The following is a 14,631-nucleotide window of genomic DNA, read 5'->3' on the forward strand; positions in this document are numbered from 1 at the left end:
CGAGTTTCGTCCATGCCGGATCGACTCGTCATTCTGGATCGGGATGGGGTCATCAATCAGGACTCGGACGCCTACATCAAATCCCTGGACGAATGGAAACCCATCCAGGGAAGTATCGATGCGATCGTTCGGCTCTCGCAAGCGGGCTATCGGGTAGCGATCGCCTCCAACCAGTCCGGATTGGCGCGCGGACTTTTCAGTCTCGCGGCGCTCAATGCCATGCACCAGCGGCTTTGGCAACTGGTGGCTACGCCGGGAGGACGCATCGAAGTCATCGCCTTCTGTCCGCATGGACCGGACGATGGCTGTCGGTGTCGGAAACCCCGAACGGGGTTACTTGAAGAAATCGCCTATCGGCTTGGAGCGGATCTCGCGGACGTGCCCTTCATTGGCGATTCCATCAGCGACATCCGCGCCGCTCGCGCGGTCGGCGCGGCGCCCTGGCTGGTCCGATCCGGAAAGGGAGAACGTACCTTGGCCAGCATCGGCGATCCACGAGCAGGCTCGGAACTGCTCGGCGTTCCGGTCTATCTGGACCTCGACGCCGCCGCCACCGCACTCATCAACAACCAAGGTCGACTATGATCTTCTTGCGTTCCCTGCTCTATCAACTGGTTCTTATCGGATCGAGTCTGCTCTACTCGCTGGCGATCCTCATGGTCGGATGGTGGATGCCGAGCCGTTTCGTCTCCCGACTTGGCCGATCCTGGGCCAGGCTCAATCTCAAGGCGTTGAAAACGATATGCGGGCTGGATTACCGTGTCCAGGGGCTGGAGCACTTGCCCAAGGAGAATGCGATCGTGCTCTGCAAGCATCAATCCGCGTGGGATATCATCGCACTACGAGCCTTTCTCCCGGCCGACCAGTCCTGGGTGCTCAAGGAGGAATTGACGCGAATTCCAATTTTCGGTTGGGCGCTGAGGCACCTTCAACCGATTCCAATCGATCGCTCGGTGGGTCGTCGCGAGATCACCAAGCTCATTCGCGAGGGACTCCGTTTCCTGAACGCCGGACGCTGGGTCATCGTCTTTCCCGAAGGAACCCGAGTCGCGCCTGGCACTCGCCAAACCTACGGTATCGGCGGGGCCTTGCTCGCCGAACGCAGCGGTCGGCCAGTCGTTCCGATCGCGCACAACGCCGGGGTCTTCTGGGGACGTCGTAGCTTGATCAAACGCCCTGGAACCATCGATGTCGTCATCGGCCCCGTGATTGATACGCGGGAAAGCAAGGCCACGGAGATCAATGCCGCCACCGAGCAATGGATCGAACGGGCAGTGGCTGGTCTTCCGCAAGCCTGATCCTGCATCGCGGCGATCGGATGCGGAAGACGAGCGAAGCGCGCGGCCCTATCCAGATCCAGCCGCGCGACTGGAAATTGGTTCGAAGTCTAGCCTCGCTAAACGTCCAGGTTCCCGACGCTCAAGGCATTGCGCTCGATGAACAGTCGCCTGGGCTCCACCTGATCTCCCATGAGCGTCGTGAAGATCTGATCGGCGGCAACCGCATCCTCGATGGTGACCCGCAAGAGTCGGCGTGATTCTGGATTCATCGTGGTATCCCACAGCTGATCCGGATTCATCTCACCCAACCCTTTGTAGCGCTGCATGCTGTAACCGCGCTGCGCCTCGGCCAGCAACCAACGAACTCCATCCCCGAGATCTGCGATGTCCTTGCGACGCTCTCCGCGTTGCACATAGGCGCCCGGTTGAATCAACCCATCGAGCTTGATACCGAATTCACGGAGTTTGCCGTAATCGGCGGTCAGGAAGAAATCGACGGGAATGATTCGGGTCTCGGGAATTCCGTGAATGAGCCGAATCAGCTCGATAGCGGTCGGCTTCGTCGCACCCCTTTCCGCGACACGCACCTCGTAACGTAGCGAGACCGAATCCGCGACATTCAGACGTGCCTGCACGGACCGACACCAGTGAGTGAGACGATCCTCATCGGACAGAATCGAATCGTCCATCGGCGACGTCGTGATCAGTTCTCCGAGAAAGTCCGCGTCATAACGCGAGGCCAGCCTTCTCACGATACCGACGAAAACCTGATAATCCTTCGCCAGGGATTCCAACGCGGTCCGGGCGAGTGGTGGAGCATCGACCGTCACATGGAGATTGGCGCCATCAAGAGCCGCCTGCAACATCGCGGCATTGAGGGCCGCCTCATCGAGCAGGTAGTCTTCCTGCTTGCCTTTCTTGAGCTTGAACAGCGGTGGCTGGGCAATAAAGATGTGCCCCCGCTCGACCAGTTCCGGCATCTGACGGTAGAAAAAGGTCAACAACAGGGTGCGAATATGGGCGCCGTCGACGTCGGCGTCCGTCATGATAATGATTCGGTGATAGCGCAGATTATCGGGGTTGTACTCTTCACGCCCGATCCCGCACCCAAGTGCCGTGATGAGCGTGCCGACCTCGGCGGATGACAGCATCTTGTCGAATCTGGCCTTTTCGACATTCAGGATCTTTCCCTTGAGCGGCAGGATGGCCTGGAACGCGCGATCCCTGCCCTGCTTGGCGGAACCACCGGCGGAATCGCCCTCGACCAGGTAAAGCTCCGATTTAGCCGGATCCTTCTCCTGACAATCCGCCAGTTTTCCAGGCAGGCCGGCGACATCGAGAACCCCTTTGCGGCGGGTCATCTCACGCGCCTTGCGAGCGGCTTCACGCGCACGGGCGGCCTCCAGCATCTTATTGGCGATCACCTTCGCCTCGTTGGGTTGCTCCTCCAGGAACATATCCAACTGCTCGACGACCAGGGATTCAACGACCGCCTTCACCTCCGATGACACCAGCTTGTCTTTCGTCTGGGAAGAAAATTTTGGGTCCGGAACCTTCACCGAGAGCACAGCCGTGAGCCCCTCGCGCGCATCGTCTCCGATCGGGCGAACCTTCTGACTGCGATCCAGACCTTGACGTTCGATATAGGAATTAAGTGTCCTGGTCAAGGCCGCCCGGAGCCCGGCCAAATGGGTACCGCCATCCTTTTGCGGAATCGTGTTGGTATAGCAAAAAATGGTTTCCTGATAGCTGTTGTTCCACTGAATCGCAAGCTCGACTCCGATGGATTGGCGCTCCGAACTGAAATAGATAACCGTCGGATGAACGGGTTCCTTGTTCTGATTCAAATGCTCGACGAAGGCACGAATCCCGCCCTGGTACTCGAAGACGTCGTTTCGCCCCGTGGCTTCATCGGTCAAGGAGATACGCACGCCGGAGTTCAAAAAGGACAGTTCGCGGAGCCGACGGGCCAGAATGTCGTAGTGGAAATCCAGGTTCGTAAAGATCTCCGACGAGGGATAGAACCGAATCTCGGTTCCGGTTCGAGAGGTTTCACCGACCACTTCCAATGGCTGCGTGGGCACACCCAGCCTGTACTCCTGGGAGTGGACATTCCCGCCGCGATAGATCCTGAGCAATAGACGCTCGGAGAGAGCGTTGACGACGGAAACGCCTACCCCGTGTAACCCACCCGAAACCTTGTAGGAGTTGTCGTCGAACTTACCGCCAGCATGAAGAATCGTCAGAATGACCTCTGCGGCGGATCGGTTTTCCTCGGCGTGGATATCCACCGGAATGCCCCGACCATCATCCAACACTGAGACGGATCCATCGCTGTGGAGCGTCACGGAAACGTTGGTACAGTGACCGGCAAGAGCCTCGTCGATCGAGTTATCCACGACCTCGAAGACCATGTGATGGAGCCCCGTCCCATCATCGGTGTCGCCGATATACATACCAGGACGTTTACGTACCGCGTCCAGTCCTCGGAGTACCTTGATATTCGTGGAATCGTACGTCATTGGATCTAAGTCATTCGTGATTGAGGAAAAAGGCGAGGCTCTGTCGAGTCCTAGGGGTGAAGCGGATGCGTGTGGGACACGCCAATCATATCCGAGGGGCAACCACCCGTTACCAGGTTGGTCACCGGCATTATACGGGAACCCGAGTGATCGAGTTTAAATGATTGAAAAAGCTAACGTTCCAAGCAGGTTAACGATGATCATCCGGCCTCGTATCTCAGCCACCTTCAGGCGGGAATCCGAGTCCGAAAAGGAGGTCCGCCGCCTGTTCGCGCTAGGACGCATCAACCATCGCCCCATGTTCCACGTGAAACATCTCGATTGTGCGAGAGCAAGCGAATACACCTGGATCCCGTCCAGAGGACACGCGTGTCGCAAAAATCTGACTATCCGTTAAGCAAAACGCATTCCAGAGTCTTTCGGCCATGCCCATGTCCAGTTCGGCCTCCAGGTCATCCAGAAGCCAAACCGTAGGATCGCGACCACGGGCAAGATGAACCCTCTCAGCCGCGAGTTGCAAAAGAGAAACGACGATTTTCGCTTGGCCTCGTGAAAAGCCCGATCGAACTGTTCCGTTGATTATGTGGAAATCGGCTTTTGACGGCCCGGACAGGGTATATCCGCGTGCCAACTCCTGATCTCGAAGCACATCCAGCGACTCCGAAAGTGTCATGCCCTCCGGCCAGCCTCTTTGATACTTAATCTCCGCATCTCGTAGGAACGGGTAATCGGATCGGATCTCCTTGAAGTTCGTGCGCCATTCCTCCTGGAAATCTCGACGCAGCCGATCGATCTCATCCGATAACTCAAGATAGAGCCTGTCCCATGCCGGCCTCTGACCGTGGCCGGAGCGGATGGCTGAATTGCGCTGCATCAAAATCCGATGGAAATCCTTGTGGAGTTGAGCGAACCGAGGTTCCACGTGGAACACATTCCAGTCCAGGAAGCGACGACGAAGACTCGGCTCCCCTTCAAGGAGGGTCTGTGAGTTTTCTCCAATCAGCTTGACTTGCAACGGGGCCAGCCAGTCCCCCGTGCCCTTCGGCCAGGAGGGCGGACTGAAGTCCCGGAGGACTCCCGCAGAATCGCGAAAGTAGCGAACCTTCAGAGGGTGTTGATCGTGTTTGTCGTAGAGACACTCGATTCGGGTGTGAGGCTCGCCTCGGGTCGTGATGGCGCCGGCCTTCTTTCCACGAAACGAGCGACCACGCGCAAGTAGGTAGATCGCCTCCAGAATGGTCGTCTTTCCAGCGCCGTTAAGGCCAGTCAGCAGGATCGCTGGCGATTCGGACTGAAGCACAAACCGCTCAACATTCCTGAGCGATTCGATCTTCAGCGAACGAATCGCGCCGATCGACCGAGCCATTTCCATCCGAAACACTCAATCAAATCTGACACTTGATCCTGTTTCCGCTACGCCTTTACAGCCGCATGGGCATGACAACGAAGGTTTCATCCTCCACTCCAAGGCCCCGCCAGATCGAGCTGCTGTTTCCATCCTGGAAATGAACCGCTAATGACTCTTCGTCAATAGCGGCCAGCACGTCCATCAGATAAGCAACATTGAAGCCGATGGAAATAGAATCCCCCTCATATAGCATTTCGATCTCTTCCTCGGCTTCCTCTTGCTCCGGATTGTGCGCGAGCAGCTTCAGATTGCCTTGATCGAAATTCAACCGAACTCCACGGTATTTCTCGTTGGAAAGAATGGCCGTTCGCGATAAGGCTCGTTTCAGTGACTCCTTCTCGATCGTCGCCATCCGCCCAATATTTCCCGGAATCACCCGCTCATACTCAGGATAACGTCCATCGACCAACTTCGACGTCATGGTCATCAGCCCCACGACAACCCGCAGGCTCTTTTCACCCAACCTGACGGCTACCTCCTCGTCCGAATTCCCTAGCTGCCGTCTTAACTCAAGGACGGTTTTGTTAGGCACGATGACCTGCCTCGACTCGCCCAGCGCCAGAGCGATATGACTGGCGAATTTCGCCAACCGATGGCCGTCCGTGGCAACCGCCACCAGTGTCGCTGGATTCAGCTCCATCAAGAGGCCATTCAAGTAATAGCGGACATCTTGTTGCGCCATCGCAAAAGCGGTCTTGTCCAGCAGTCGCTTCAACTGGCTTTCCTTGATCTGGAACGGAAAGCCTCCCTCCTCCACGTCCATCGTCGGAAAATCGACCGCCGGCAATAATCCCAGGGAGAACCGACTGCGCCCCGAGGTTACAACGCAGCGTTCATCCTTGACGCGCATCCGGATGTCCGCTCCCTCTGGCAGGTTGCGGCAAATATCCGCAAGCTTTCGGGCCGGGACCGTGGTTTCGCCCTCGCTCTGGATCTCTGCGGCAAAATTGGTGTTGACCTCGACCTCCAGGTCCGTCCCGGTCAATGTCACCCGCCCCTCCCGTCCAACAATGAGAAGATTTCCCAGTATCGGTAGGGTCTGTCGCCGTTCCACAACGCCAATGACCTTGTTGAGCGCGGGTAAAAAAACTTCTCGGTTGGCGACGAATTCCATCGGTTGCTCCATAGCTAAGTAAAATATATATATATTATCTGTAATGATAAGGGCTGTGGATAACCCATGAGAGCCTTAGAATATACGCCAAAACATTGACATACCTGTCTCCAGGGCTATGGACATCGCTTGGTGATGCTGTGGATAAGATGGCCCCGATCGAGCGCGATCCAGTCCCGCACATCTTCTCCACAGCTATGAGGTCAGTATTCTCAACAGGTTTTTGTAGTCTTCCTCGACCACGGCATCGCTTTCACGCAGGCTTTTTATCTTTCGGTTGGCGTGGAGAACCGTTGTATGATCGCGACCGCCGAACGCGTTTCCGATCTCCGGCAGGCTGTGTTTCGTGAGTTCCTTGGCGAGTGTCATGGCGATCTGCCTTGGACGGGCGAGCGATCGGCTTCGCTTGGCTGACAGAAGTTCGGAAGTGCGGAGTTTGTAATATTCCGCGACTGTTTTTTGAATATTTTCGATGCTGACCTGCTTGTCCTGAGCCGCGAGCACATCCCGAAGCGCGTGCTTGGCGAACTCGAGTGTGATGGGTTTTCCGGTGAACTGGGCGTTCGCGATCAGACGTCTCAGCGCTCCCTCCAACTCGCGGATATTGGAGCGAATCCTCCTGCCGACAAAGAAGGCGACATCCTCCGGGAGTTCCACCCCGAGTTGCGAGGCTTTGCAATGCAGGATCGCGACGCTGGTCTCCAGATCGGGCGGTTCGATCGCGACCGTCAGGCCCCAACCGAAACGCGACCGCAAGCGTTCTTCCAGTCCCGCGACCTCCTTGGGGAAACGGTCGCTGGAGAGCACGATCTGCTGGCGGGAATCGAACAGGGCGTTGAAGGTATGGAAAAACTCCTCTTGGGAGCGTTCCTTGCCGGCGAAGAACTGAACGTCGTCGATGAGCAGCGCATTGAGCGAACGATACGTTTTTTTGAATTCATCGATCCGGTTGTGCTGCAGCGCCTTGATCATCTCCGCGACGAACCGCTCCGAATGCAGATAAACGACGCGCGCGTTCGGATTCGAGGCCAGGATGATGTTGCCCACGGCATGCATCAGATGCGTCTTACCCAGCCCAACGCCGCCGTAGATGAACAGTGGGTTATAGGCCGTCCCCGGGTTACGCGCGATCTGAATCGATGCGGCGCGGGCCAACTGGTTGGACTTGCCTTCGACGAAGGTATCGAAATTGAAATCGGCATTCAGGTTGGCCGAGGCGCGCCGCTCCGCAAGGTCGGGGCCGGGGACGGCCTCGATCGAGCCACCTCCTCGGGTGCCCTCCCCCCCGGTTTCCCGATCGAAGGCGCCGACCTCGAATCGGATTTGCAACACCAGGCCATGGCTGCAGCGGGCGCATAGCTCGAGCAAACGCTCCTCATAATGTTCTTGCGCCCAATTCAGCACGAAACGATTCGGAGCAAGCAACCGAAGCAGGGAGCCATCCACCCGTGCTTGCAATGGTAGAATCCAGGTATTGTATTCAGCCGATGTCAACTCTCCCTTCAGTTGATTGATACATTGCTCCCATACACTCACAGCTTTTGCCGACATGCGTCGTCTCGTTGGATTCGGGGACTGGCGCAAGGCCACCACCCGGAGGATTGCGAAGAATTTGGATTGGGTGTCCGAAGAGAGGTGCCGGACGAGGATTCGGTCCCTGAGCCATTCATGAGTCTAGCGCCCTCGGATCCACTTATCCACAACCTTGGCTAGGATCTATTTCCTTATCAAGCATTGACTTCCCCCGTGAAATTGCATACATTCTCGGCCCTTTTCCAGCCGGTTTTATCGGCCTTGGCCCCACCCCATCGAGTTCTCTGGAGTACCGTTCATGAAGCGCACTTTTCAACCCAGCCGGCTGAAGCGGGCTCGTACCCACGGTTTTCGCGCCCGCAGCGCCACCCGCAATGGCCGGAAGGTTCTGAGCGCTCGTCGCGCCAAGGGCCGCGTCCGCCTGATTCCCTGAGCCCCGAGGAGACAGCCGGCCTCCGCGAGCAGGGCTTCGCGCGCGAGAGGAGGTTGACCAATGCGAACCAGTTTCGTCGCGTTTTCGCCGAGCCTAGACGTACTGGAAGGTCTGGATTCGTCGTGCTGTACAGGCCAAACGGTCTGGACGCGGCGCGTCTCGGTCTTGCCATAGCCAAGAAGCGCGCCCGACGAGCCGTCGACCGTAACCGGCTGAAACGCATTGCCCGAGAGAGTTTCCGGATTCACTGTTCGACGCTTCCCGGCGTCGATATCGTGGTGCTCTGTTCGGCCGGTGCGACCGCGGAACCCAATCGCCGCCTTTTCGATGCCTTGGAGCAAGCCTGGGCCACCATCAGGAAATCATCATGCGTCGAATCTTGATCGGCCTGATCAAGGTGTACCAATACCTGATCAGCCCGCTCCTCGGTCCGCACTGCCGGTTCTATCCTTCCTGCTCCCACTACGCCGTCGAGGCCATCGAGCGCCACGGGCCAGTGTACGGGAGTTACCTGGCCCTGCGCCGCTTGTCCCGTTGTCATCCCTGGCATCCGGGTGGTATCGATCCAGTCCCTCAAGAAAGGCAGACCACGATTCATGGATAACCAGCGCCTGTTTCTTTTTCTTGCACTTGCCGCGGTGCTGTTCCTCATCTATGAGTCTTGGATGCAAGACTACGGACGCGCCGCCGCGCCAGCGATTACGCAAGCGCAAAGCCCGTCGAGCGCGGCCATACCTAGTCCTACGTCGAATACGTTAAAAGATATTCCGGCGGTCGCCACCACTCTCGCTGAGGTTCCTGTCGGCCCCGGCATGGTGGATGCGCTGGATTCCTCGCCCATTCGGGTCGAAACGGATCTTCTCAAGATCCAGATATCTCCGCGTGGAGGCGCCATTGGCGCGGCTTGGCTGCTCGATTACGTGATCGTTCCGGAACGTCCGGACGAAAAATTCCAACTCCTGAAGCCGGTTCCGCCGAACATGTTCATCGTCCAGTCGGGGTTGCTGAGCGAGGATTCTTCCCCACTGCCGACACACGAGGCCCAGTTCACAAGCGAGGCGTCCAGCTATCGACTGGAACCAGGTGTCGACCGGCTAGAGGTGACCCTGACCTGGAGTAGCGAGACAGGGATCCAGGTCAAGAAGATCTACGTCTTTACGCGTGGCAGCTATCTGATCGAGACGCGCCAAATCATCACGAATGGAAGCGAGGCGCCGCTCATCGCCCGTGAGTACAATCAGTTTCAGCGCACCGAGCTGAACGATTCCAACGAGCCCCGCTTCGTCAAGACTTTCACCGGAGGTGTCTACTACAGCCCGGAGGAGAAATATAAAAAGGTTTCTCTTGAGGAGATGGCGAAGGGCAAGCTCGACCGCGCGGTCACCGATGGCTGGATCGCCATGATGCAGCATTATTTTCTGGCGGCCTGGATTCCGCCGCGTGGCGTTCAAGAGTCCTTCTATTCGAATGCGTTGAATAACTCGCGTTACATCATCGGCAAATACTCGCCGGCGGTGAGCATCGCGCCCGGTGCCGAGCACACCTTCGAGAATCAGCTCTTCGTGGGCCCCAAGCTCCAGGATACCTTGGAGAAAATCGCTCCCGGCCTTGAACTCGCGGTCGATTACGGTTGGCTGACCGTCATCGCCAAGCCGATTTCCTGGTTATTGAGCTGGATCCATGCGGTGGTCGGCAACTGGGGCTGGTCGATCATCGTGCTCACCATCCTGATCAAACTCGCCTTCTACAAGCTGTCCGAGACGAGCTACAAATCCATGGCGAACATGCGGCAGTTGACGCCGCGGCTTCAGGCGCTGAAGGATCGTTACGGTGACGACAAACAGCGTCTGAACCAGGCCATGATGGAACTGTACAAGACGGAAAAGATCAATCCGCTCGGCGGCTGTCTACCCATCCTGATTCAAATTCCGGTTTTCATCGCTCTCTACTGGGTATTGCTCGAAAGCGTGGAGATGCGTCAGGCGCCCTTCGTGCTTTGGCTCAATAATCTTTCGGCGCCGGATCCCTACTTCATTCTGCCGCTGATCATGGGTGTTTCCATGTTCGTGCAACAGAAGCTGAACCCAGCCCCGCCGGACCCGATTCAGGCCAAGGTCATGATGAGCTTGCCTTTCGTGTTCACCGTATTCTTCGCCTTTTTCCCCTCCGGGTTGGTACTCTACTGGACGGTGAACAACCTCCTCTCGATCGCGCAGCAATGGCATATCACCCGCGAGATCGAAAAGTCCGCCATCAAGCGCCGGAGATAATGTCGACCCGGTTGCGCGCATGACGCCCGACACCATCGCCGCTGTCGCCACGCCACCAGGGATCGGAGGCGTTGGCATCGTGCGGGTGAGTGGACCTCTCGCGCCAAGGATTGGGCAAGCGGTCCTTGGTCGGTTGCTCGAGCCCCGAGTCGCCGCCTTCGGTTGTTTCCGCGAAGCGGATGGCGGTTTCATCGACGAGGGATTGGCCCTCTGTTTCGTGGCCCCCAAGTCCTTCACCGGTGAGGACGTGCTTGAGCTTCAGGGACATGGTGGCCCCATCGTCATGGATCTCCTGTTGCGGCGTTGCCTGGAGTTGGGCGCGCGCCCGGCGCGCCCCGGCGAGTTCACGGAACGCGCTTTTCTGAATGGCAAGCTCGATCTGGCTCAGGCCGAGGCGGTCGCCGATCTCATCGAGGGTTCCACCGCATTGGCGGTTCGGCTCGCCGGACGTAGCCTTCAGGGTGTTTTCTCCCAACGCATTCACGACCTCATCGAACACCTGATCCAACTTCGGGTGTATGTCGAGGCGACCCTCGACTTTCCGGATGAGGAGATCGATCCGGCTGCGGCAACCGCCGTCGCGGTCGACCTCTCCGAGGTCATCCAGGCGACTCGCCGGATTCTCTCGGACGCGCATCAGGGGCAGGTCATCCGCGAGGGTTTGGCGGTCGTCATCGCGGGCTCTCCAAATGTCGGCAAATCAAGCCTGCTCAATCTGTTGTGCGGATCCGACGCCGCCATCGTCACCGCGATTCCGGGGACCACCCGCGATCTGCTCACATTCGACATCCAGGTCGACGGCCTTCCGATCCGCATCGTCGACACGGCGGGTCTCCGTCACACCGAGGATCCGGTCGAACAGGAGGGTGTGCGACGCGCACGCGAGGCCCTGGTCAGGGCGGATCTGGTCCTTTGGGTCCAGGATGCCTCCGACGGCTCCGACGAGGCTATTCGGGCGAGCCTGCCCGACGATTGCCCCATGACCCGGATTCGCAACAAGATCGATCTCCTCGGCGAAAAGGCCCGGATCACCGAGTCCGAGGACGGCCCAGAGATTTCGCTTTCAGCGACGACTGGCGAAGGGCTGGATTTTTTAAAGGCGCATCTCAAGAGCCGAGCTGGTTTAGGGGCGCATCCAGAGGGTGCCTTCATCGCCCGTCGTCGCCATGTCGACGCCCTCGATCAAGGGCTTCGACATCTCGAGGCCGCCGCCGAGAATCTGGATCAGCGATTGGGGGCGGAATTGGTCGCGGAAGAATTGCATCTGGCCCAACGGGCGCTCAGCGAGATCACGGGGCGATTTACGTCCGATGATCTGCTCGGCCGGATATTCTCCGGATTCTGTATCGGCAAGTAACAACCCTTCCGGGGCGTTCCGCCCCCTTCCACAAGATCCACATAAGCCCTCGTCATTGCGGGCTTTTTGTTCCGCAATCGTCCTTTGTGTTCCGTGGGAATCCGCATAAACTTGTGCCCATGATTGTGCCCATGGCGTCTAGGCTCTGTGCCCATGGGCACAAAATTTGTGCCCTAGACGCTTCTCGGATGCCGGTGAAATCAGATTTCCATGGGCACAGACGGCTGTCTATATGTCTTGTAAGCAGATGCCTTATAAGGCTTTTTAGGCGTTTGTGCCCATGGTCGCTGGTGTGCCCATGGAAGCCCGATTTCCATGGGCACATTTGGATAGGAGGGGGGAATCATGGCGCTGACGGACACCAAGCTGCGGAAGCTGAAATCCCGTGATAAGCCTTACCAGGTGCCCGATGAGGATGGGTTGTTTGTCGAGATCATGCCGGGCGGCTCAATGCCGTGGCGCTACCGCTACCGCCTGGCTGGTAAGCAGCCCAAGGCTACGCTAGGGGAATATCCCGCTTACTCACTGGGGGAAGCCCGGCAATGGCGGGATGACTGCGCGGCGCTGGTGAAACGCGGCCTGTCTCCCATGGCCTTGAAGCGCGGCGACCCGATCCCCGAGGACGCCAAGCCGGAGGCCAAGGAAATGGCTCACGCCTTCATCCGAAACTGGTGCTTGAAGGCGGTGCAGAAGGTCAAGGCAAAAGCGGCGGAAGCGAAGGCGGCTGATACGGTGGAGCCCTTCGCCTGGCGCTGGTATCGGGACGTAGTTGAACCCAACAACAGCAATCCCCGGAACATCAAGCGGGTGCTGGAGAAGGATGTCATCCCGGCGATTGGCATCCGGCCGATTACCGATGTGACGATTGACGACGTGCTCCTGATTACCGACGCGATCAAGGCGCGCGGTTCCGATCAGATGGCCCTGCAAACCCGCAACGTGCTGAAACGGCTGTTCGCCTATGCCATTGCGCGGGGGAAGACGACCTTCAACCCAGCGGCGGCGGTCGAGGCGAAGTACATCGCGACCGCTCGAAGCCGCGATGTGGCCCTGACGTCGGATGAGACTGGGCGGCTACTGCGGGCGATCTACGTGTCCTCAATGAATCGCGCCAACAAGCTGGGCTTGCATCTGCTCATCCTCTGCATGGTCCGTAAGGGCGAGCTGATCGGGGCGCGCTGGGAAGAGGTTGATTTAGACAAGGCCGAGTGGCTCATCCCCGGCGAGCGGATGAAGAAAGACAAGCCACATTGGGTGCCTCTGTCGCGGCAGGCCGTGGCCATGTTCGATGAATTGAAAGGGCTGGCCAGCGGCTCGGAATGGGTCTTCCCGAGCCGCAATACCCTGAGCAAGCCGATTGCCCATAGCACCCTGAACGCGGCCATTCGATCCTTGACGCATGATGTTCAGGATTTCGTGATTCATGACTTCCGGCGCACGGCTTCCACCCATCTGCATGAAGCCGGGTTCAACTCCGACTGGATCGAAAAGGCCCTGGCCCATGAGACCAGGGGCATTCGCGGCGTCTACAACCGGGCGCAGTACGCCGACCAGCGGCGGGAAATGTTGCAGTGGTGGGCGAATTTCGTGGATGCCCAGATCGAGGAGGGGCGTAAGGTCATCATCGGGCGGTTCGGGGAAAGCTACCGCCGAGAATGTGGATAGGCTGGGTGTCGTTTTGAGCGGCGATTTCCAGCAAGGGTTATCCACAGGTTCACCAGAGCTGTCGGGCACGGCTCGCGTGGTGTAAGCCGATGACTGAAATAAAGGTTTATCGCTTACTCACATGTGCACAGCCCTTATTACTACTGTTTTTAAAGTATTTCTTCTCAGTACAGTACAAAACGAATAGCCTCGCCTAGCTAATACAGCACGAGCCTCATGTCATGCTCGACCTTGAACGGTCGTCCATCGAGCATGAATCCGAGGACACAGAGCCGTTCGGCGCCGAAGCTAGCCTGCTTGATGATGAGACGCGGAAGGAGATCGAGCCCATAGCGAAAGAAGCTGAACTGAGGGCGCTGGAGTGTTTTTTTTGGCGAATCGGTTGTTGCTCATGCGCCCAGACTCCGGCATGAACGGCCCACAGAGTGGCCAGCGTCAGCAGCGCGAACAGTCGCTCAAGGCGCTCGGGCTGGGTCAGATGGGTCTCTTCGAGGTGAAACCCGTAGGATTTCAAAGCGGCAAACAAGGTCTCGATCGTCCAGCGCTGGGCATACTCCTCCACGGCCTGGCGACTGAAGGACTCGCTGACGATGATCAGCCATTCATTGGGCTCCAAGCGTTTGGCGCTGAGAAAGACCTTCTGCCCCCAGAGCCGACGCGGCTGACGCAGCCCCCGTGTGCTGCCGACCGCTAGCGTCTGGAACTCCCGCAGCCGTGGGTAGGTGCCCTTGATGGAGGTGAGGTTGACGTTGGTCTTTAGGCGCACGCGAAACGGCAACTCCCGTTGCAAGAGAGACTTCAGCCATTCGCGCCCGACGAACTCGCGATCGGCCAAGAGGAAAGCCACTGGTTTGCAAGGAAAGGTGTCGAAGTAGAGATCCATCAGCGCGATGCGCTCGTGCGTGTTGGAGTGGCCCGCCTTGGGCAACGCCTTCCAAAACAGCGGGATGGACAAGCCACGATAGGCAACGCCGAGCACCAGTCGATGGATCTCGGCACGCCCGAGTTTCCAGTTGGTGCGATCGAGTGTCAGCACCCAAGGCGGTTCC

The 14,631-nt window shown here is 58.1% G+C and carries 13 protein-coding genes; 8 read left to right on the plus strand and 5 right to left on the minus strand.

Annotation, left to right across the window (positions count from 1 at the left end):
- The first annotated feature begins 12 nt into the window (after positions 1-12).
- Both gmhB and CKO27_RS07395 read left to right on the plus strand, forming a co-directional pair.
- The gene (gene gmhB / locus CKO27_RS07390) at positions 13-585 is read left to right on the plus strand and encodes a D-glycero-beta-D-manno-heptose 1,7-bisphosphate 7-phosphatase (protein ID WP_200374234.1); all 573 of its coding nucleotides are present in this window, start codon (positions 13-15) and stop codon (positions 583-585) included.
- A complete protein-coding gene (locus CKO27_RS07395; RefSeq protein ID WP_200374235.1) occupies positions 582-1,298 on the plus strand; it encodes a lysophospholipid acyltransferase family protein in 717 nt (238 codons plus the stop codon). The genes gmhB and CKO27_RS07395 overlap by 4 nt, the downstream gene beginning before the upstream one ends.
- A gap of 98 nt (positions 1,299-1,396) precedes the next feature.
- Here the strand turns inward: CKO27_RS07395 and gyrB are convergent, their stop codons facing one another.
- The 4 genes from gyrB to dnaA all read right to left on the minus strand — a co-directional run bounded on the left by gyrB (position 1,397) and on the right by dnaA (position 7,875).
- Positions 1,397-3,802 (minus strand): DNA topoisomerase (ATP-hydrolyzing) subunit B, encoded by a 2,406-nt coding sequence (gyrB, locus tag CKO27_RS07400; RefSeq protein ID WP_200374249.1) that lies wholly within the window; start codon positions 3,800-3,802, stop codon positions 1,397-1,399.
- A gap of 274 nt (positions 3,803-4,076) precedes the next feature.
- The gene (recF, locus tag CKO27_RS07405) at positions 4,077-5,174 is read right to left on the minus strand and encodes a DNA replication/repair protein RecF (RefSeq protein WP_200374236.1); all 1,098 of its coding nucleotides are present in this window, start codon (positions 5,172-5,174) and stop codon (positions 4,077-4,079) included.
- 49 nt (positions 5,175-5,223) lie between these two features.
- Positions 5,224-6,324 (minus strand): DNA polymerase III subunit beta, encoded by a 1,101-nt coding sequence (gene dnaN / locus CKO27_RS07410; RefSeq protein ID WP_200374237.1) that lies wholly within the window; start codon positions 6,322-6,324, stop codon positions 5,224-5,226.
- 195 nt (positions 6,325-6,519) lie between these two features.
- Positions 6,520-7,875 (minus strand): chromosomal replication initiator protein DnaA, encoded by a 1,356-nt coding sequence (gene dnaA, locus CKO27_RS07415; protein ID WP_200374238.1) that lies wholly within the window; start codon positions 7,873-7,875, stop codon positions 6,520-6,522.
- 280 nt (positions 7,876-8,155) lie between these two features.
- Here dnaA and rpmH point away from each other — a divergent pair, with 280 nt between their 5' ends.
- From rpmH to CKO27_RS07445, 6 genes are all read left to right on the plus strand, one after another.
- Positions 8,156-8,290 carry a 50S ribosomal protein L34 gene (gene rpmH, locus CKO27_RS07420; RefSeq protein WP_012972289.1) on the plus strand — a complete coding sequence of 45 codons (135 nt, stop codon included), beginning with the start codon at positions 8,156-8,158 and terminating at the stop codon, positions 8,288-8,290.
- 53 nt (positions 8,291-8,343) lie between these two features.
- Positions 8,344-8,673, plus strand: coding sequence for a ribonuclease P protein component (gene rnpA, locus CKO27_RS07425; protein ID WP_242470782.1), 330 nt, complete (start codon positions 8,344-8,346; stop codon positions 8,671-8,673).
- A complete protein-coding gene (gene yidD, locus CKO27_RS07430) occupies positions 8,658-8,894 on the plus strand; it encodes a membrane protein insertion efficiency factor YidD (protein ID WP_207280642.1) in 237 nt (78 codons plus the stop codon). The genes rnpA and yidD overlap by 16 nt, the downstream gene beginning before the upstream one ends.
- Positions 8,887-10,560: a membrane protein insertase YidC gene (gene yidC, locus CKO27_RS07435; protein ID WP_200374239.1), complete on the plus strand. Its 1,674-nt coding sequence runs from the start codon at positions 8,887-8,889 to the stop codon at positions 10,558-10,560. The genes yidD and yidC overlap by 8 nt, the downstream gene beginning before the upstream one ends.
- Before the next feature lie 19 nt (positions 10,561-10,579).
- A complete protein-coding gene (mnmE, locus tag CKO27_RS07440) occupies positions 10,580-11,917 on the plus strand; it encodes a tRNA uridine-5-carboxymethylaminomethyl(34) synthesis GTPase MnmE (protein WP_200374240.1) in 1,338 nt (445 codons plus the stop codon).
- 345 nt (positions 11,918-12,262) lie between these two features.
- Positions 12,263-13,582, plus strand: coding sequence for a tyrosine-type recombinase/integrase (locus tag CKO27_RS07445; protein WP_200374241.1), 1,320 nt, complete (start codon positions 12,263-12,265; stop codon positions 13,580-13,582).
- Positions 13,583-13,796: 214 nt separating this feature from the next.
- Here the strand turns inward: CKO27_RS07445 and CKO27_RS07450 are convergent.
- On the minus strand, positions 13,797-14,631 hold an 835-nt coding region (locus tag CKO27_RS07450), incomplete at its 5' end, for an IS4 family transposase (RefSeq protein WP_200374242.1).

It is taken from the genome of Thiocystis violacea (assembly GCF_016583575.1).
GTDB lineage: Bacteria > Pseudomonadota > Gammaproteobacteria > Chromatiales > Chromatiaceae > Thiocystis > Thiocystis violacea.